15 protein-coding genes are annotated in these 19,384 nt (G+C 68.9%); all 15 read right to left on the reverse strand.

Going from position 1 to position 19,384, the window contains the following annotated elements:
* The 15 genes from rplC to rpoB all read right to left on the reverse strand — a co-directional run bounded on the left by rplC (window position 1) and on the right by rpoB (window position 19,343).
* Complete coding sequence (rplC, locus tag FGD68_RS00320; protein ID WP_012297754.1) at window positions 1–654, reverse strand: 50S ribosomal protein L3; 654 nt, start codon at window positions 652–654, stop codon at window positions 1–3.
* Window positions 655–662: 8 nt separating this feature from the next.
* Window positions 663–971: a 30S ribosomal protein S10 gene (rpsJ, locus tag FGD68_RS00325; RefSeq protein WP_012039307.1), complete on the reverse strand. Its 309-nt coding sequence runs from the start codon at window positions 969–971 to the stop codon at window positions 663–665.
* Between the two features lie 440 nt (window positions 972–1,411).
* Window positions 1,412–2,380, reverse strand: a complete 969-nt coding sequence (locus FGD68_RS00330; RefSeq protein WP_119372178.1) for a DNA topoisomerase IB — start codon at window positions 2,378–2,380, stop codon at window positions 1,412–1,414.
* A 154-nt stretch (window positions 2,381–2,534) separates the two neighbouring features.
* Window positions 2,535–3,728 carry an elongation factor Tu gene (gene tuf, locus FGD68_RS00335; protein WP_012039309.1) on the reverse strand — a complete coding sequence of 398 codons (1,194 nt, stop codon included), beginning with the start codon at window positions 3,726–3,728 and terminating at the stop codon, window positions 2,535–2,537.
* A gap of 113 nt (window positions 3,729–3,841) precedes the next feature.
* The gene (fusA, locus tag FGD68_RS00340) at window positions 3,842–5,956 is read right to left on the reverse strand and encodes an elongation factor G (protein ID WP_119372177.1); all 2,115 of its coding nucleotides are present in this window, start codon (window positions 5,954–5,956) and stop codon (window positions 3,842–3,844) included.
* 47 nt (window positions 5,957–6,003) lie between these two features.
* Complete coding sequence (rpsG, locus tag FGD68_RS00345; protein WP_012039311.1) at window positions 6,004–6,474, reverse strand: 30S ribosomal protein S7; 471 nt, start codon at window positions 6,472–6,474, stop codon at window positions 6,004–6,006.
* Window positions 6,474–6,848 carry a 30S ribosomal protein S12 gene (gene rpsL, locus FGD68_RS00350; RefSeq protein ID WP_012039312.1) on the reverse strand — a complete coding sequence of 125 codons (375 nt, stop codon included), beginning with the start codon at window positions 6,846–6,848 and terminating at the stop codon, window positions 6,474–6,476. Before rpsL ends, rpsG begins: the two co-directional genes overlap by 1 nt.
* Window positions 6,849–7,112: 264 nt before the next feature.
* On the reverse strand, window positions 7,113–7,538 hold the full coding sequence (locus FGD68_RS00355; protein ID WP_237609638.1) for a DUF6121 family protein: 426 nt from the start codon (window positions 7,536–7,538) through the stop codon (window positions 7,113–7,115).
* A gap of 19 nt (window positions 7,539–7,557) precedes the next feature.
* Window positions 7,558–8,580: a hypothetical protein gene (locus tag FGD68_RS00360; RefSeq protein ID WP_119372176.1), complete on the reverse strand. Its 1,023-nt coding sequence runs from the start codon at window positions 8,578–8,580 to the stop codon at window positions 7,558–7,560.
* A gap of 73 nt (window positions 8,581–8,653) precedes the next feature.
* Window positions 8,654–9,499 (reverse strand): amino acid ABC transporter ATP-binding protein, encoded by an 846-nt coding sequence (locus FGD68_RS00365; protein WP_104235972.1) that lies wholly within the window; start codon window positions 9,497–9,499, stop codon window positions 8,654–8,656.
* Window positions 9,486–10,151, reverse strand: coding sequence for an amino acid ABC transporter permease (locus tag FGD68_RS00370; RefSeq protein ID WP_012039316.1), 666 nt, complete (start codon window positions 10,149–10,151; stop codon window positions 9,486–9,488). The genes FGD68_RS00365 and FGD68_RS00370 overlap by 14 nt, the downstream gene beginning before the upstream one ends.
* Window positions 10,152–10,195: 44 nt before the next feature.
* Window positions 10,196–11,044 carry an amino acid ABC transporter substrate-binding protein gene (locus FGD68_RS00375; protein ID WP_119372175.1) on the reverse strand — a complete coding sequence of 283 codons (849 nt, stop codon included), beginning with the start codon at window positions 11,042–11,044 and terminating at the stop codon, window positions 10,196–10,198.
* 194 nt (window positions 11,045–11,238) lie between these two features.
* Window positions 11,239–11,718, reverse strand: coding sequence for a hypothetical protein (locus FGD68_RS00380; protein ID WP_237610014.1), 480 nt, complete (start codon window positions 11,716–11,718; stop codon window positions 11,239–11,241).
* Window positions 11,719–11,906: 188 nt separating this feature from the next.
* Window positions 11,907–15,806, reverse strand: coding sequence for a DNA-directed RNA polymerase subunit beta' (locus tag FGD68_RS00385; RefSeq protein ID WP_104235969.1), 3,900 nt, complete (start codon window positions 15,804–15,806; stop codon window positions 11,907–11,909).
* A 48-nt stretch (window positions 15,807–15,854) separates the two neighbouring features.
* The gene (gene rpoB, locus FGD68_RS00390; protein WP_104235968.1) at window positions 15,855–19,343 is read right to left on the reverse strand and encodes a DNA-directed RNA polymerase subunit beta; all 3,489 of its coding nucleotides are present in this window, start codon (window positions 19,341–19,343) and stop codon (window positions 15,855–15,857) included.
* Window positions 19,344–19,384 lie beyond the last annotated feature (41 nt).

A 19,384-nucleotide genomic window follows, 5' to 3' on the forward strand; every position in this document is an offset into this window, starting at 1 on the left:
CTACTTCCCCTTCACTGCGTTGCGGACGAAGACGATGCGGCCACGCGCGCCGGGCACTGCGCCCTTGACGAGCAGGAGGCCCTTCTCGGCGTCCACGCTGTGGACGACGAGGTTCAGCACGGTGACGCGCTCGCCGCCCATGCGACCGGCCATGCGCATGCCCTTGAAGACACGGCTGGGGGTCGAGGAGGCGCCGATGGAGCCGGGCTTGCGGTGGTTGCGGTGCGAACCGTGCGAAGCGGAGACGCCCTTGAAGTTGTGGCGCTTCATGACGCCGGCGAAGCCCTTGCCCTTGCTGGTGCCGACGACGTCGACCTTGGTGCCGGGCTCGAACGCGCCGACGGTGATCTCCTGGCCGAGCGTGTACTCGGCGAAGTCGGCCGTGCGGACCTCGGTGAGGTGGCGGCGCGGCGTGACGCCGGCCTTGTCGAAGTGGCCGGTGCTCGGCTTGTCGGCCTTGCGGGGGTCGATCTGGCCGTAGGCGATCTGGATGGCGCCGTAGCCGTCGACCTCGGGCGTGCGCACCTGGGTGACGACGTTCGGGGTGATCTGCACGACGGTCACGGGGATGAGCTTGTTGTTCTCGTCCCACACCTGCGTCATGCCCAGCTTCGTGCCGAGCAGACCGGTGAAAGTCCTGTTAGCGGTAGACATGGGTTCCCTTAGAGCTTGATCTCGATGTTGACGTCGGCCGGGAGGTCGAGTCGCATGAGCGAGTCGACCGCCTTCGGCGTCGGGTCGACGATGTCGATCAGACGCTTGTGCGTGCGCATCTCGAAGTGCTCGCGGCTGTCCTTGTACTTGTGGGGGGAACGGATCACGCAGATCACGTTCTTCTCCGTGGGCAGCGGCACCGGGCCGACGACCGTGGCGCCCGCGCGGGTCACCGTGTCGACGATCTTCCGGGCCGAGGAGTCGATGACCGAGTGGTCGTACGACTTAAGTCGGATGCGGATCTTCTGTCCCGCCATGTGTGACTCTCTCTCTTTCGTGCGTCATGCGGCCTCGGACCGTATTGGACGCGTGTGTCCCTCGCTCGGACGGTCGCGCCTCCTGGCGCGCCCGATCCGTCGTGCACCCGGGCGCGCATCGTGGGACGCGGCCTCGGGCAGCTCGTGCACCCGCCCGCATGCGGGCGCGGACGAGCGGTGCTCATCCTGTGGGTGTCGTGTGCTTCTGCTCTGCTGCCCGCGGCCTAACCTGCTCCGGGAGCGACGAGCGCTCCGGGCGGCTATGCACTGCCTGGCAGTGATCCGGTGTCTCGCGCGCAGGGCGGCGTGCACCGGAATGTTGAACTAGACGAGTTTGTCATAGTCCGGCCATGCGTGCAACCCGGGCGTGTCGCGCCCACTCCCCCGTGTTTCCGGGGCTCTCGGCGCCTCGCGCGGAGGGCGCGGAGCTGGCGCTGCGGTCACCGGAACAGCAGGTTCCTCAGCTCCGTCTCGCCCGAGGCCAGGCGCTGCGGGTCGATCGTGCGGCCGTGCACGTACTCGTCGACCAGCCGCGGATCCACGTAGCTGTTCTTCGCGACGGTCGGGGTGTTGCTGAGCACCTCGGCGGCGTCGCGGTACGCCTGCGCGAGCGCCCGCTGCCGCTTGCCCTTCGTCGCCTCGGGGCCGTGCTTCGCCAGGCTGATCGCCGCGGCGACCGTGCCGTGCAGCGTCCGGAAGTCCTTCGCGGTGAAGTCGCCGCCCGTGCGCTCGCGCACGTAGTCGTTGATGTCGGCCGCGCCGAGCGGGTGCCACTCGCCGCCGTCCTCGTAGGCCAGCAGCCGTGCGTTCGGACCGCGTTCCTGCAGACCGCCGACGACCTGCACGAGGTCGTGGTCGCGGATGTCGCTCGACCACTCCTGCCCGCTCTTCGCCGGGAACTCGAGGTGCACGGTGTCCTCGTGCACGGTGACGTGCGAGCACAGCAGCGTCGACAGGCCGTGGCTGCCGTTCGACTCCGTGTAGCGCTCGCTGCCGACGCGCAGGCTGCCCGTGTCCAGCATCCGGAAGCCGGCAGCCAGCGCGCGCTCGCGCGTGAAGCCGTCCTGGCGGAGGTGCATCGTCACCTGACGACGCGCGGCCGGGAGCGACTCGGCCAGCTGCAGCGAGCGGTCGAACTTGATCCGGTCCTTCTGCTCGCGCCAGGTCGGGTGGTAGATGTACTGCCGGCGGCCGGCGCTGTCCATGCCCGTCGCCTGCACGTGCCCGTTCTCGTAGGGCGCGATCCAGACGTCGGTCCAGGCCGGCGGGATGCCGAGGTGGTCCATGCGCGCGCGGAGCGCCTTGTCGGTGACGCGGTTCCCGTCGGCGTCGAGGTAGGTCCAGCCCTTCCCCGCCCTCTTGCGCGTGTAGCCCTTGCCGGTGGCGTCGCTGCGCCGGAGTCTGACCATTGGTAGAACCTACGCGCACCATCGCCATTGGTTAGGGCACGATGCGACAGCTCCCGGCCAGCTGTGACACCTCATGGCGCGTTAACGGCCGACAGGGCCGGGCCATGACGGCCCGACCCTGTCGGAGGTGGTGCTGGTGGAGCTGGAGCTGGAGCTACTTGACGATCTTCGTGACCGTGCCGGCGCCGACGGTGCGGCCACCCTCACGGATGGCGAAGCCGAGGCCCTCCTCCATGGCGATCGGCTGGATCAGCGCGACGTTCATGTCGGTGGTGTCGCCGGGCATGACCATCTCGGTGCCCTCGGGCAGCGTGATGACGCCGGTGACGTCGGTGGTGCGGAAGTAGAACTGCGGACGGTAGTTCGCGTAGAACGGGTTGTGACGCCCGCCCTCCTCCTTGGAGAGGATGTACGCGGTGCCCTCGAAGTCCGTGTGCGGCGTGACCGAACCCGGCTTGACGATGACCTGGCCGCGCTCGACGTCCTCGCGCTTGGTGCCACGGAGCAGGAGCCCGCAGTTCTCGCCGGCCCAGGCCTCGTCGAGCTGCTTGTGGAACATCTCGATGCCCGTGACGGTGGTCTTGACGGTGGGACGGATGCCCACGATCTCGACGTCCGAGTTGATGGCGAGGGTGCCGCGCTCGGCGCGACCCGTGACGACGGTGCCACGACCGGTGATCGTGAAGACGTCCTCGACGGGCATGAGGAACGGCTTGTCCTTGTCGCGGACGGGCTCCGGGATGGACTCGTCGACCGCGTCCATGAGCTTGACGATCTGCTCGACCCACTTCTCGTCGCCCTCGAGCGCCTTGAGGCCGGAGACCTGGACGACGGGGGCGTTGTCGCCGTCGAAGTCCTGGCTGGAGAGCAGCTCGCGGACCTCGAGCTCGACGAGCTCGAGGATCTCCTCGTCGTCGACCATGTCCGACTTGTTGAGCGCGACGAGCAGGTACGGCACGCCGACCTGCTTGGCGAGCAGCACGTGCTCGCGCGTCTGCGCCATGGGGCCGTCGGTGGCGGCGACCACGAGGATCGCGCCGTCCATCTGGGCGGCGCCCGTGATCATGTTCTTGATGTAGTCAGCGTGACCCGGGGCGTCGACGTGCGCGTAGTGACGCTTGGGCGTCTCGTACTCGACGTGCGAGATGTTGATCGTGATGCCGCGCTGGCGCTCCTCGGGAGCGGAGTCGATGGACGCGAAGTCGCGCTGCACGTTGGTCGCCGACGGGTACTTGTCCGCCAGGACCTTGGAGATCGCTGCCGTCAGCGTCGTCTTGCCGTGGTCGACGTGACCGATCGTTCCGATGTTGACGTGCGGCTTGGTCCGCTCGAACTTGGCCTTACCCACTGTGGGTCCTCCTCAGGACTCGGTTGCGGGGCGTCCGGGTGTTCCCGGACGCCCTGCGTGTTGGAGATCTTGCTTATGGTACTGAAACGGCGGATGCCGCTCGAACTGGAGGGCTACTCGCCCTTGTTCTTCTGGACGATCTCGTCGGCGACAGCCTTCGGGACCTCGGCGTAGCTGCCGAAGCTCATCGAGTACACCGCGCGGCCGGAGGTCTTGCTCCTCAGGTCGCCGACGTAGCCGAACATCTCCGACAGGGGGACGTTCGCGGTGATGACCTTCACGCCGCTCGCGTCCTCCATGGCCTGGATCTGGCCGCGCCGGGAGTTCAGGTCGCCGATGACGTCGCCCATGTACTCCTCGGGCGTACGGACCTCGACGGCCATGAGCGGCTCGAGCAGCACGGGCTTCGCCTTGCGCGCGGCCTCCTTGAAGGCCATCGAGCCGGCGATCTTGAACGCCATCTCCGAGGAGTCGACGTCGTGCGCGGCGCCGTCCAGCAGCGTCGCCTTCACGCCGACCATCGGGTAGCCGGCGAGGATGCCGACCTGGAGCGCGTCCTGGATGCCCGCGTCCACCGAGGGGATGTACTCCCGGGGGACGCGACCGCCGGTGACCTTGTTGTCGAACTCGTAGGTCTTCTCCGCGGTCACCTCCATGGGCTCGATCTTGATCTGGATCTTGGCGAACTGCCCGGATCCACCCGTCTGCTTCTTGTGCGTGAAGTCGTGCTTGTCGACCGTGCCGCGGATGGTCTCGCGGTACGCGACCTGCGGCTTGCCGACGTTTGCCTCGACGTTGAACTCGCGCTTCATGCGGTCGACCAGGATGTCGAGGTGGAGCTCGCCCATGCCCTTGATGACCGTCTGACCGGTCTCCTGGTTCTGCTCGGTGCGGAAGGTCGGGTCCTCCTCGGCGAGCTTCTGGATGGCGACACCCAGCTTCTCCTGGTCGGCCTTCGTCTTCGGCTCGATCGCGACCTCGATGACGGGCTCGGGGAACGTCATCGACTCGAGGACGATCTGGTCCTGCGGGTCGCAGAGCGTGTCGCCCGTGGTCGTGTCCTTGAGGCCGATGACCGCGTAGATGTGACCGGCGGTGACCGAGTCGACCGGGTTCTCCTTGTTGGAGTGCATCTGGAAGATCTTGCCGATGCGCTCCTTCTTGCCCTTGGTCGAGTTGATGACCTGCGAGCCGCTCGCGATGGTGCCCGAGTAGACCCGGACGTACGTGAGGCGACCGAAGAACGGGTGCACCGCGACCTTGAACGCGAGCGCCGAGAAGGGCTCGGTCGAGTCGGGCTTGCGGATGATGATCTTCTCCTCGTCGCGCACGTCGTGGCCCTCCATGGGGGGCACGTCGAGCGGGCTGGGGAGGTAGTCGATCACCGCGTCGAGCATCGGCTGGACGCCGCGGTTCTTGAACGCGGAACCGCAGAGCACGGGGTAGATCTCGCTGTTGACGGTGAGCTTGCGGATGGCGGCCTTGATCTCCGCCACCGTCAGCTCCTCGCCGCCGAAGTACTTCTCGAGCAGCGCGTCGTCGGTCTCGGCGACGGTCTCGAGCAGCTTGGCCCGGTACTCGTCCGCCTTGTCCTTCAGATCCGCGGGGATCTCCTCGATGTCGTACTTCGCACCGAGCTCGACGTCTCCCTTGGAGTCGCCGCGCCAGGTCAGCGCGCGCATCTCGACGAGGTCGATGACGCCCTCGAAGCCGCCCTCCGCGCCGATGGGCAGCTGGATGACCAGCGGCTTCGCGCCGAGGCGGTTGATGATCGTGTCGACCGTGAAGTAGAAGTCGGCACCGAGCTTGTCCATCTTGTTGACGAAGCAGATGCGCGGCACGTCGTACTTGTCGGCCTGGCGCCACACCGTCTCGGACTGGGGCTCGACGCCCTCCTTGCCGTCGAACACGGCGACCGCGCCGTCGAGGACGCGGAGCGAACGCTCCACCTCGACGGTGAAGTCGACGTGCCCGGGGGTGTCGATGATGTTGATCTGGTTCTTGTTCCAGAAGCACGTCGTCGCGGCGGACGTGATGGTGATGCCGCGCTCCTGCTCCTGGGCCATCCAGTCCATCGTGGCGGCGCCGTCGTGGACCTCGCCGATCTTGTGAGTGATGCCCGTGTAGTACAGGATGCGCTCGGTGGTGGTGGTCTTGCCGGCATCGATGTGAGCCATGATGCCGATGTTGCGGACCTTGTTCAGGTCGGTGAGCACGTCCTGTGCCACAGGTTCCTCCGAAAGGGGTTGGTGGTGCTGTCGAACGAGGTGGACGACTACCAGCGGTAGTGCGCGAAGGCCTTGTTCGACTCGGCCATCTTGTGGGTGTCCTCGCGGCGCTTGACCGCGGCACCGAGGCCGTTCGACGCGTCGAGGATCTCGTTGGTGAGACGCTCGGTCATCGTCTTCTCGCGACGCGACTTGGCGTACGTCGTGAGCCAGCGGAGCGCGAGGGTGTTCGCGCGGTGCGGCTTGACCTCGATCGGCACCTGGTAGGTGGAGCCACCCACGCGGCGCGAGCGGACCTCGAGTGCCGGGCGGACGTTGTCGAGCGCCTTCTTCAGCGTGACGACGGCGTCCTGGCCGTTCTTGGCAGCTACGCCGGCGAGGGCGTCGTAGACGATCTTCTCGGCGAGGCCCTTCTTGCCGTCGAGCAGGATCTTGTTGACGAGCTGGCTGACGATCGGCGCACCGTAGACGGGATCTGCGACGACAGGGCGCTTGGGGGCGGGACCCTTGCGAGGCATTACTTCTTCTCCATCTTCGCGCCGTACCGGCTGCGAGCCTGCTTGCGGTTCTTCACGGCCTGGGTGTCGAGCGCGCCGCGGACGATCTTGTAGCGCACGCCGGGGAGGTCCTTCACGCGACCGCCGCGGACGAGCACCATGGAGTGCTCCTGCAGGTTGTGGCCCTCACCGGGGATGTAGGCCGTCACCTCCTGGCCGTTGCTGAGCTTGACGCGGGCGACCTTGCGCAGGGCAGAGTTCGGCTTCTTGGGCGTGGTCGTGTAGACGCGGGTGCAGACGCCGCGCTGCTGGGGGTTCGCCTTCAGGGCGGGCGCCTTGGTCTTGACGACCTTGGGCGTGCGGCCCTTGCGGACCAGCTGCTGGATGGTGGGCACTACGGGACTCCTCGATGCTGCACGGTGACAGCGGGTTGATGGTCAGCATTCGACGCCCGCGAGCGGGGATCGAGTTCAACTGGACCCGCACGTCCGTCGCCCACGGGAGTGGGAGGCGCCGGCGGGTATGCCGTGGGGGCCGGCCGAATGGACGAACCCTGATCGGTGCGCTCCTGGCCCGCCCGGCGCACCGACTTCACGGCACGACACGAGCGCACGCCTGAGCGCACACCCCCGCTACGATACAGTTCCGCGACTCGCCGGTCAAACGGTGGACGAGGGGCCGCGGGCGGCCAACGCGACGGCGCCGAGGCCCAGGAGCACCGAGATCCCCAGCACGGCGACGCCGAACGGATCCACGAGGTGCCTGAGGGCGAACGCGAGGCTCGCGAACACGTCCGCGCCGGCCAGGAGGTAGAGGACGGCGCCGAGGATCCCGTACGCGAGCCAGGCGCCCACGCCCCAGCCGATGACCGGCAGGACGGGGATCCGGCGCTCGCGGTCGGCCTCGCGCGTGGTGCGGATGAGGCCGACGGCGAAGACCAGCGTGGCGCTCACGACCATCACGGGTCCGAGCAGGACGCCGGCATCTCGCTCGGGGATCACCTCGTCACCGCCGAGCAGGGCGACGAAGCCGAAGACGCACACGACGAGCGCGACGTGCATGACGGCGGCCAGGAGGGGGATCACTCCCCCAGCCTGACACGCGTCAGCGGTGGTCCGGCTGCTCCGCCAGCTTGCGGTCGTACTCGGCGCGGGCCTCGGCGTTCTTGGCCTTGATGCGGCGGCCGCGCGCGCTGATGCCGGCGCCGAGCCACGTGACGAGCTCGCGGGCGAGGAAGCCCGCGAGGATCCCGTCGGGGAAGGTCACCGTGCGCTGGAGCAGGAGCGCCTGCTCCGACGGGGCCAGGTCCACGACGCCGCCCTGGAGGAGGCGCGTGCCGACGTACGCGGCGTAGACGAGGATCGCGACCGGCAGGCCCCCGAGGACGAACGCCCACCACTTGCCCCGGTTGACCAGGAGCGCGAGCAGGACGAAGAACACGAGGAACGCGATCGTGGGCACGTAGAAGACGGGCGACGCGATGTAGCGGCCGAAGACGTCGCCGAACGCGTCGGGGTTGCGCACCGAGGCGAGGAGCGCCGTGCCCAGCGAGTAGAGCAGGGCGAAGAGGATGGCGGCGACGACGGCGATGAGCACGCCGAAGCCGCGGTTGCCGCGCTTCTCCGGCGGGACCGGGGCCTGCACGTAGATGGGCTGCGACTGCGACTGGCGCGCGGTCTCCTCGTCGCGGGCGCGGCGGTCGCGCTCCTCGCGCTCGCGGGCGTCGGCCTCGCGGGCCTCGCGCTCGCGGCGCTCCCGGTCCTCGACGTCGCGCTGGCGGGCCTCCGCCTCGCGTGCTCCTGCCTCACGCGCCTCCGCCTCACGCGCCTCGGCCTCGCGGGTCTCCGCCTCGCGGGTCTCGCGCTCGCGGTCGTCGCGCGCCCGGGCCTCGGCGACACGGGCCTCCGCCTCGCGTCGCTCGCGCTCGCGCGCGTCGTGGTCCTCGTCGACGGGGGCGGCGAACGCCGTCTGGTCGAAGGTGGAGGTGTCGGAGTGCGCGGACTCGGCGCTCCGGTCGGCGGGGCCGTCGTCGAAGGCGGCGGCGGCGCGCTCGTCCGGGGTGCGGGGATCCAGCGGCTGGTCGGCCTCGTCGGGCTGTCGGTGCGGGGCGGGCCTGTCGTCGGTCATGGCACGAACCTACCTCGGCGGCGCTCCGCCGCCCGGGCGGCGTGCCGGTGAGCGGCCAGTTGGCGGCGAGCGGCTAGAACGGCTCGAGGAGCCGCTGCAGGAAGCGGCGCGTGCGCTCCTCGGTCGGGTGCTGCAGGACCTCGGACGGGTGCCCGCGCTCGACCACGACGCCGCCGTCCATGAACACGACCTCGTCGGCCACCTGGCGGGCGAATGCCAGCTCGTGGGTGACGATCACCATGGTCCACGCCTCGTCGGCGAGCTCCTTGATGACGCTGAGCACCTCGCCCACCAGCTCAGGATCGAGGGCGGACGTCGGCTCGTCGAACAGGAGGATCTGCGGTCGGAGCGCCAGCGCGCGCACGATCCCCACGCGCTGCTGCTGCCCGCCCGACAGCTGGAACGGGTGCTGGTCGCGCTTGTCGGCGAGGCCGACGCGGGCGAGCAGCTCCTCGGCCTCGCGCGTCGCCTCGGCCACGGGGCGCCGCTGGACCTGCACCGGGCCCTCGATGACGTTCTCCAGCACGGTCTTGTGCGGGAACAGGTTGTACTGCTGGAACACCATCGCCGAGCGGTCGCGGAGGGCGAGCAGCTCGCGGTGCCTCGGCTTGGCGGCGAAGTCGACGCGGAGGGGGCCCGTCGTGCGGGACCGGGAGTCGGCGTCGGCAGCGGCGACCTCGACGACGCCCTCCTCCGGCACCTCGAGCCCGTTGAGGGAGCGCAGGACCGTGGTCTTGCCGGATCCGCTCGGGCCGATGAGCGCGGTCACGCCGCCGCGACGGACCTCGAGGTCGATGGAGCGGAGCACCTCGTTGTCGCCGAACGACTTGCGGAGGCCGCGGACGGTGAGGACGGGCTCCCCGGGCGTGCGGTGCGGGGCGGGCGCGGCTGCGGGGTCGACGGGATCAGTGGGCGACATACCGGTCGAGCCTCCTCTCGAGGCGGGTCTGCGCGAACGACAGCACGAGGCAGACGAGCCAGTAGATCAGGGCCGCCTCGAGGTACAGCAGCATGTACTCGAAGGTGGACGAGGCGATGAGCTGGGCCTGCTTGAAGAGCTCGGTCACGAGGATCACGGAGGCGAGGGACGTGTCCTTCACCAGGCTGATGAACGTGTTCGACAGCGGCGGCACCGACACGCGGGCGGCCTGCGGCACGATGATGCGGCGCAGCGTCAGCGCGCGGGACATGCCGATGGTGTGGCCGGCCTCCCACTGCCCGCGCGGCACCGAGAGGATCGACGCGCGGATGATCTCCGCCGCGTAGCCGCCGACGTTCACCGACAGGGCGATGACCGCGCTCGGCCACGGCGGCAGCACGACGCCGATGGACGGCAGACCGTAGAAGATCACGAAGAGCTGCACCAGGAGCGGGGTGCCGCGCACGACCGAGATGTAGAAGCGCGCGATGCCGGACACGAGCCGGTTGCCGTAGAGCCGCATGAGCGCGAGCCCCAGCGCGATCGCGAGGCCGAGGGCGAAGGTGACGAGGGCGAGCGGGATGGTGCCGCGGATCGTCTCGAGCGCGAGCGGCCCGAAGGACGACCAGAACAGGTCCCACTCCCTCGACATGCGATCCCCTCGTCTCGTCCTCGTCCGTCAGCGTACGCGGCGGTCTACTGCGAGACGTCCGCGCCGAAGTACTTCTCCGAGATCGACGCGAGCGTGCCGTCGGCGCGCAGGTCGGCGAGGGCCTGGTCGACCGCGGTCACGAGGTCGTCGCTCCCCTTGCGGAAGACGAGCGCGCTGAGCGACGGGTCGTCGGTCTCCGCGGCGACCTCCAGGTCGGAGTCGCCCTGCTGCTTCTGGTAGTCGAGGAGCGTGAGGCGGTCGTTGATCGTCGCGTCGACGCGGCCCTGCTGGAGGAGCGTCACCGCCTGCGCGAAGCCCTCGACGGCCTCGACCTTGGCGCCGCTCTGGGTCGCGAGATCGTTCCAGTTGCTCGTGAGCGACTGGGCCGTGGTCTTGCCCGCGAGGTCGGCGAACGAGCTGATGCCCGAGTCGGAGCCCTTCACGATGATCACGCCGGGCGAGACGGTGTACGGCTCGGAGAAGTCGTAGACCGTCTTGCGCTCGTCCGTGATGGAGATCTGGTTGGCGATGACGTCCCAGCGCCCGGCCTCGAGGCCCGCGAAGATGCCGTCGAACTGGGTCTCCTCGAAGACGAGCTTCACGCCCAGCTTGTCGGCGACCGCGGTCGCGACCTCGACGTCGTAGCCCGTGAGCGCGCCCGACCCGGATCCCTCGTGGAAGGAGAACGGCGAGTACGTGCCCTCGGTGCCGATGACGAGCTCGCCCTTGGCCTTGACGTCGGAGAGGCTCGTCGCGGCGGCGGGGGTGCCGGAGGTGCCGTCGGCGGATCCGGTGCCCGCGTCGCCCGAGGCGCAGCCCGCGAGGCCGAGGGCGGCCGCGGCCAGGAGGCCGGTGAGGGCGAGGGAGGGGCGGAGGCGGGAGCGGAGCGTCATGGGGGTCCTTGCGGTCACGGCGGACCCCTGGTGCGGGGTCGCCTCGTGCGGGTGCTGTGTTCGCGGTGATGGGGCGTCGGATGCCCGGAACCCGTCCGGGTGCGCCGACCGCCATGGTCTCAACGCCCTCGCCGTGTCGGTATTCCCGTGTCGCCGGATGACGGGCGGCGTCCGCCGGCCCGCTCGCCCTGTGGCTAGAAGAGCGGCTCGGGCTCGCTCCCGTCGCCGTCGTCGGCGACCTGCCCGATCTCGCCCTCGAGCTCCTGGAGGCGCAGGGCCACGAACCGGTCGAGCGCCTGGCGGATGACGGGCGCGAGCGGGGCGAGCTCGCGCGCCATCGCGTCGTCCACGACCCGCTGGATGTCGTCCTCGCGCTCCCCGTAGTCGACGAACGCGGGCATGCCGAAGGGGTGGTCGCGGTAGAGGGGACCCCGGGTCTCGCGGTAGAGGCGCTCCGCGGCATCGCGGGCCGCCTCGGCGCGTGCGACCTCGAGCGCGGCGACGAGCGGGTGGATCGCCGTGTGGGGCGCGTCTCGCGGGATCGCCTCCTGGTCCGTGAACGGCGATGCGTCGCAGGCCGGGCAGGAGCCGGATCCGCTGCCCGACGAGGTCGAGGTGTCCGTGGCGTAGCGGAGAGCGTGCGCCCGCCACGCCAGGACCACGTCCTCCAGCATCCGCACGACGCCTCCTCGGGTCCCCGTGCGTCGGCCGGCGCCGGGTCCGCCCACTGTATCGCCGGGACGGGCCCCGATCCGTGAGCCCGGCGGTGCGGGGCGGAGCGCGCGACCCGCGCCCCCGGGAGACGAGGAAGGGCCCCGCCGGAGCGGGGCCCTTCTCATCGTGCGCTCACGCGCCGGCGGTCCTAGTTGTAGGTGCCGGGCGTGTAGTCGTCCGAGCTGAAGCTGTCGAAGTCGACGAAGCTCAGGTCGGACTCGTTGAACACCGACTCATCCGTGAAGATGCGGTTCGGGTAGCGCTCGGCCTTGGCCTCCTCCGTCGCGGTGACGGTGACGTCGCGGTACTTCGCGAGCCCCGTGCCGGCCGGGATCAGCTTGCCGATGATGACGTTCTCCTTGAGGCCCATCAGCGGGTCGGACTTGCCCTCCATGGCGGCCTGCGTGAGCACGCGGGTCGTCTCCTGGAAGGACGCGGCCGACAGCCACGACTCGGTCGCGAGCGAGGCCTTGGTGATGCCCATGACCTCCTGGCGGGCGGAGGCGGTCTTCTTGCCCTCCGTCAGCGTGGCGCGGTTGACCTCGTTGTAGCGGGCCCGGTCGACCAGCTCACCGGGGAGGAGGTCCGTGTCGCCGTGCTCGACGACCGTGACCTTGCGCAGCATCTGCCGCACGATGACCTCGATGTGCTTGTCGTGGATCGGGACGCCCTGCGAGCGGTAGACGCCCTGGACACCGCCCACGAGGTGCTTCTGCACCTCGCGCACGCCCTTGACCCGGAGGACCTCCTTCGGGTCGATGGCGCCGACGTGCAGCTGCTGCCCGAGCTCGACGTGCTGGCCGTCCTCGACGAGGAGGGTCGCGCGCTTGAGCACCGGGTAGATGTGCGGCTCGTCGCCGTTGTCCGGGGTCAGGATCACCTTGCGGCTGCGATCCGTGTCCTCGATCGTGATGCGACCCGCGGCCTCCGCGATGGGCGACGCGCCCTTGGGGGTGCGGGCCTCGAAGAGCTCCTGCACGCGGGGCAGACCCTGCGTGATGTCGTCCGCCGATGCCACACCACCCGTGTGGAAGGTGCGCATCGTGAGCTGCGTGCCGGGCTCGCCGATCGACTGGGCCGCGATGATGCCGACGGCCTCGCCGATGTCCACGAGCTTGCCGGTGGCGAGCGAGCGGCCGTAGCAGGCCGCGCACACGCCGACGGCGGACTCGCACGTGAGGACCGAGCGCACCTTGATCTCGTGCACGCCGGCCGCGATCAGGTGGTCGATCAGGACGTCGCCGACGTCGCTGCCCGCGGGGGCGACGACCTCGCCTGCCTCGTTGACCGCGTCGGCGGCCAGCGAGCGGGCGTACACCGAGTTCTCCACGTTGGAGTCGCGGACGGACGAGCCGTCGGCGCCCTTCGTGGCGATCGGCAGGTCGAGCCCACGGCCCGTGCCGCAGTCGTCCTCGCGGATGATGACGTCCTGCGACACGTCCACCAGACGACGGGTGAGGTACCCGGAGTCGGCGGTGCGGAGCGCGGTGTCGGCCAGTCCCTTGCGAGCACCGTGGGTGGAGATGAAGTACTCCGCCACCGTCAGGCCCTCGCGGTACGAGTGGACGATCGGGCGGGGGATGATCTCGCCCTTCGGGTTCGACACGAGGCCGCGCATGCCGGCGATCTGGCGGACCTGCATCCAGTTGCCTCGTGCCCCGGAGGACACCATGCGGTTGATGTTGTTGTCGGCGGGGAGGTTGTCCTCCATCGCCTTCGCGACCTCGGCGGTGGCCTTGTTCCAGATCTCGATGAGCTCCTGACGACGCTCGGCGTTCGTCGTGAGTCCCTTCTCGAACTGGCCCTGGACCTTGGCGGCCTGCTTCTCGTAGCCCGACAGGATGGCCGCCTTGGTGGGCGGGGTCAGCACGTCGGAGAGGGCGACCGTGACGCCGGAGCGCGTGGCCCAGTAGAAGCCCGCGTCCTTGATCCGGTCGAGCGCTGCTGCGACCTCGACCTTGGGGTACCGCTCGGCGAGGTCGTTGACGATCTCGGAGAGCTTGCCCTTGTCGGCGACGGCCTCGATGTAGGGGTAGTCGACCGGCAGGGTCTCGTTGAACAGCGCGCGACCGAGGGTGGTCTCGAGCAGCACGGGTCCGACCGTCTTGCCCTTCTCGTCGAGCTCGACGCCCTCGGGCGCCTCGCCCTCGCCGAAGTAGATGTCGTGCAGGCGGATGCGCACCTTGGCGTTGAGGTCCAGTGAGAGCTGGTCCTTCGCCAGGATGGCCTCGGCCACCGAGCTGAACGCGCGACCCTCACCGGCGACGCCCTCCTTGAGGGTGGTCAGGTGGTGCAGGCCGATGATCATGTCCTGCGTGGGCAGGGTGACCGGGCGTCCGTCCGACGGCTTGAGGATGTTGTTCGAGGCGAGCATCAGGATGCGCGCCTCGGCCTGGGCCTCGACCGACAGGGGCAGGTGGACGGCCATCTGGTCGCCGTCGAAGTCCGCGTTGAACGCGGCGCAGACGAGCGGGTGCAGCTGGATGGCCTTGCCCTCCACGAGCTGGGGCTCGAACGCCTGGATGCCCAGGCGGTGGAGCGTGGGCGCGCGGTTGAGCAGCACGGGGCGCTCGCGGATGATCTCCTCGAGCACGTCCCAGACCTGTCCGCGGCTGCGCTCGACCATGCGCTTGGCGGCCTTGATGTTCTGGGCGTGGCTCAGGTCGATCAGGCGCTTGATGACGAACGGCTTGAACAGCTCGAGCGCCATCTGCTTGGGCAGACCGCACTGGTGCAGCTTGAGCTGCGGCCCGACGATGATGACCGAGCGGCCCGAGTAGTCCACGCGCTTGCCGAGCAGGTTCTGGCGGAACCGGCCCTGCTTGCCCTTCAGCATGTCGCTGAGGGACTTGAGCGCGCGGTTGCCGGTACCCGTGACGGGACGACCGCGGCGGCCGTTGTCGAACAGCGCGTCGACGGCCTCCTGCAGCATGCGCTTCTCGTTGTTGACGATGATCTCGGGGGCGCCGAGGTCAAGCAGACGACGGAGGCGGTTGTTGCGGTTGATCACGCGGCGGTACAGGTCGTTCAGGTCGCTGGTCGCGAAGCGGCCGCCGTCGAGCTGCACCATCGGGCGCAGCTCGGGCGGGATGACCGGGACGACCTGCAGCACCATCGCGGCCGGCGAGTTGCCGGTCGCGAGGAAGGAGCTGACGACGCGCAGGCGCTTGATGGCGCGGATCTTCTTCTGGCCCTTGCCGGTGGCGATCTGCTCGCGGAGCAGCTCCCCCTCGGCCTCGAGGTCGAAGGCCTCCAGGCGCTTCTGGATCGCCTCGGCGCCCATGTGGGCCTCGAAGTAGATGCCGAAGCGGTCCTGCAGCTCGTGGAAGACGGCGTCCTCGGGCTTGAGCTCGCCGACCTTGAGGCTGCGGAACTCCTCCCAGACTCGCTCGAGACGGGAGATGTCCTCGTCGAACGCCTTGCGCGTCTGACCCATCTCCTTCTCGGCGCCGTCCTTCGCGCGGCGCTTCTGGTCGCTCTTGGCGCCCTCGGCCTCCAGTGCGGCCAGGTCGGTCTCCAGGCGCCCGAGGCGCTCGGCGATCTGGCTGTCGCGCTGGTCCTGCAGGGTCTTGATCTCGAGCCGGAGCTCGTTCTCGAGGCCGGGCATGTCCTCGTGGCGAGCATCCTCGTCCACGCTGATCACCATGTACGCGGCGAAGTAGATGACCTTCTCGAGGTCCTTCGGCGCCATGTCGAGCAGGTAGCCGAGGCGCGACGGGACGCCCTTGAAGTACCAGATGTGCGTGACGGGCGCGGCGAGCTCGATGTGGCCCATGCGCTCGCGGCGGACCGCGGACTTGGTGACCTCGACGCCGCAGCGCTCGCAGACGATGCCCTTGAAGCGCACCCGCTTGTACTTGCCGCAGGAGCACTCCCAGTCGCGGCTGGGTCCGAAGATCTGCTCTCCGAAGAGGCCGTCCTTCTCGGGCTTCAGCGTGCGGTAGTTGATGGTCTCGGGCTTCTTGACCTCACCGTGCGACCAGCGGCGGATGTCGTCGGCCGTGGCCAGGCCGATCCGCAGCTCATCGAAAGTTGTTACGTCGAGCAATTTTCCTTCTCTCCTTGGAAAGCTTCGAGTCGAAAGTCTTGAGCGGGCTTAGATGTCGTCGATGCTGGACGACTCGAAGCGGGTGGAGATGTTGATGCCGAGCTCCTCCGCCGCGCGGAAGACCTCGTCATCCGTGTCGCGCAGGCTGACCGCCTGGCCGTCGGCCGAGAGGACCTCGACGTTCAGGCAGAGGGACTGCATCTCCTTGATCAGGACCTTGAAGGACTCGGGGATACCCGGTTCCTGGATGTTCTCGCCCTTGACGATGGCCTCGTACACCTTGACGCGGCCGAGGATGTCGTCCGACTTGATGGTGAGGAGCTCCTGCAGCGCGTACGCGGCGCCGTAGGCCTCGAGCGCCCAGACCTCCATCTCGCCGAACCGCTGGCCGCCGAACTGGGCCTTACCGCCCAGGGGCTGCTGCGTGATCATCGAGTAGGGACCCGTCGAGCGCGCGTGGATCTTGTCGTCCACCAGGTGGTGCAGCTTCAGGATGTACATGTAGCCGACCGAGACGGGCTCGGGGAACGGCTCGCCGGAGCGGCCGTCGAACAGGCGCGTCTTGCCGCTGGACCCGATGAGGCGGTCGCCGTCGCGGGTGACCGTCGTCGAGTCGAGCAGGCCGGCGATCTCCTCCTCGAGCGCTCCGTCGAACACCGGGGTGGCGACCTTCGTGCCGGCCGGGGCCTGGCGCGCGTGGTCCGGCAGGCGCTCGGCCCACTTCGGCTTGCCCTCGACCTCCCAGCCCTGCTTGGCGATCCACCCGAGGTGGGTCTCCAGGACCTGGCCGAAGTTCATGCGGCCGGGGATGCCGAGCGGGTTGAGGATGACGTCGACCGGGGTCCCGTCGGCGAGGAACGGCATGTCCTCGACCGGCAGGATCTTGGAGATGACGCCCTTGTTGCCGTGACGGCCGGCGAGCTTGTCGCCCTCGGTGATCTTGCGCTTCTGGGCGATGAACACCACGACCCGCTGGTTGACGCCGGAGCCGAGCTCGTCGTCGCCGTCCTGCGAGTCGAAGACCTTGACGCCGATGATCGTGCCCTGCTCGCCGTGGGGCACCTTCAGGGACGTGTCGCGGACCTCGCGGCTCTTCTCGTTGAAGATCGCGCGCAGCAGGCGCTCCTCGGCGCTGAGCTCGGTCTCGCCCTTCGGCGTGACCTTGCCCACGAGGATGTCGCCGGGGCGGACCTCGGCGCCGATGCGGATGATGCCGCGCTCGTCGAGGTCGGCGAGCAGCTCCGGGCTGACGTTGGGGAGGTCGCGGGTGATCTCCTCCTTGCCGAGCTTGGTGTCGCGCGCGTCGACCTCGTACTCCTCGATGTGGATGGAGGAGAGGGTGTCGTCCTTGACCAGGTTCTGGCTCAGGATGATCGCGTCCTCGAAGTTGTGGCCCTCCCACGGCATGAACGCGACGAGCAGGTTCTTGCCGAGCGCGAGCTCGCCGTTCTCCGTGGCGGGGCCGTCGGCGATGACCTCGCCGGCCTCGATGCGGTCGCCGGCCGAGACCAGGACGCGGTGGTTGTAGCTCGTGCCCTGGTTCGAGCGGTCGAACTTGCGCAGGTAGTAGGTCTGCGTGCCGCCCTCGTCGAGCTGGATGGTGACGACCTCGGCCGACACCTCCTGCACGACGCCCGAGGCGTCGGCCGTGAGGACGTCGCCGGCGTCGACCGCCGCGTAGCCCTCCATGCCGGTGCCGACGAGCGGGCTCTCGCTGCGCAGCAGCGGGACGGCCTGACGCTGCATGTTCGCGCCCATGAGGGCCCGGTTCGCGTCGTCGTGCTCGAGGAAGGGGATGAGCGAGGTCGCGACCGACACCATCTGGCGCGGGGAGACGTCCATGTAGTGGACGTTCTCCTTCGCGACGAGCTCGACCTCACCGCCCTTCGGGCGGACGAGGACGCGGTCCTCCGCGAAGCGGAAGTCCTTCGTGAGGGGCGCGTTGGCCTGGGCGACGAGGAACTCGTCCTCCTCGCTGGCCGTGAGGTAGTCGATCGTGTCCGTGACCACGCCGTCGACGACGCGACGGTACGGGGTCTCGATGAAGCCGAACGAGTTGATGCGGGCGAACGACGCCAGCGAGCCGATCAGGCCGATGTTCGGGCCTTCCGGGGTCTCGATGGGGCACATGCGGCCGTAGTGCGACGGGTGGACGTCGCGGACCTCGACGCCGGCGCGCTCACGGGACAGACCACCCGGGCCGAGCGCCGAGAGGCGGCGCTTGTGGGTGAGGCCCGCGAGCGGGTTGTTCTGGTCCATGAACTGCGACAGCTGGCTCGTGCCGAAGAACTCCTTGATCGCGGCGACGACGGGGCGCACGTTGATCAGGGTCTGGGGCGTGATGGCCTCGATGTCCTGCGTGGTCATGCGCTCGCGGACGACGCGCTCCATGCGGGACAGGCCGGTGCGCACCTGGTTCTGGATGAGCTCGCCGACCGCGCGGATGCGGCGGTTGCCGAAGTGGTCGATGTCGTCCACGTCGAGGCGCAGCTCGACGGCCTTGCCGTCGCGCGTGCCGTTCATCTTCGTCTCGTTCGCGTGCAGCGAGACGAGGTACTTGATGGTCGCGAGGATGTCCTCGACCGTGAGCACCGAGTCGGTGAGCTGCTTGTCGATGCCGAGCTTGCGGTTGATCTTGTAGCGACCCACCTTCGCCAGGTCGTAGCGCTTGGGGTTGAAGTAGAAGTTGTCCAGCAGCGCGCGGGCGGCCTCGGCGGCGACCTGCTCGCCCGGACGGAGCTTGCGGTAGATGTCCTTGAGGGCCTCCTCCTTGGTGAGGATGGAGTCCTTCTCGAGCGTGAGCTCGATGGACGCGACGCCCTTGAACTCCTCGAGGATCTGCTCGCTGGTGAGGCCGAGGGCCTTGAGGAACACGGTGACCGACTGCTTGCGCTTGCGGTCGATGCGCACGCCGACCTGGTCGCGCTTGTCGATCTCGAACTCGAGCCAGGCGCCACGGGAGGGGATGACGCGGGCGGAGTAGATGTCCTTGTCGGAGGTCTTCTCCTGCTGGCGCTCGAAGTACACGCCGGGCGAGCGGACGAGCTGGGACACGACGACACGCTCGGTGCCGTTGATGATGAACGTGCCCTTCTCCGTCATGAGGGGGAAGTCGCCCATGAAGACCGTCTGGGTCTTGATCTCACCCGTGAGGTGGTTCATGAACTCGGCCTCGACGTAGAGGGGAGCGGAGTAGGTCTTGCCGCGCTCCTTGCACTCGTCGATGGAGTACTTCTGCTCCTCGAGGTACGGGTTCGTGAACCCGAGCTGCATGGTCTCGCCCAGGTCCTCGATGGGGGAGATCTCCTCGAAGATCTCCTCGAGGCCCGAGTTGAGCGCCAGGTCGGTGCGACCCTGCGCGGTGCCCTCCTCGACGCGCCGCTTCCACGCGTCCGAGCCGACGAGCCAGTCGAAGCTCTCGGTCTGCAGGGCGAGGAGGTCGGGGACGGTGAGGGTGTCAGTGATCTTCGCGAACGAGAGCCGCGATGCGTCGCGACCGTTCTGGGGAGTGGGAGTTGCGTTGCGCGCAGCAGCCAAGGAAATTACCTCCGTGGGCCCCGTCGGGCTCCGATGTCGTC

It is taken from the genome of Clavibacter californiensis (assembly GCF_021952865.1).
GTDB lineage: Bacteria > Actinomycetota > Actinomycetes > Actinomycetales > Microbacteriaceae > Clavibacter > Clavibacter californiensis.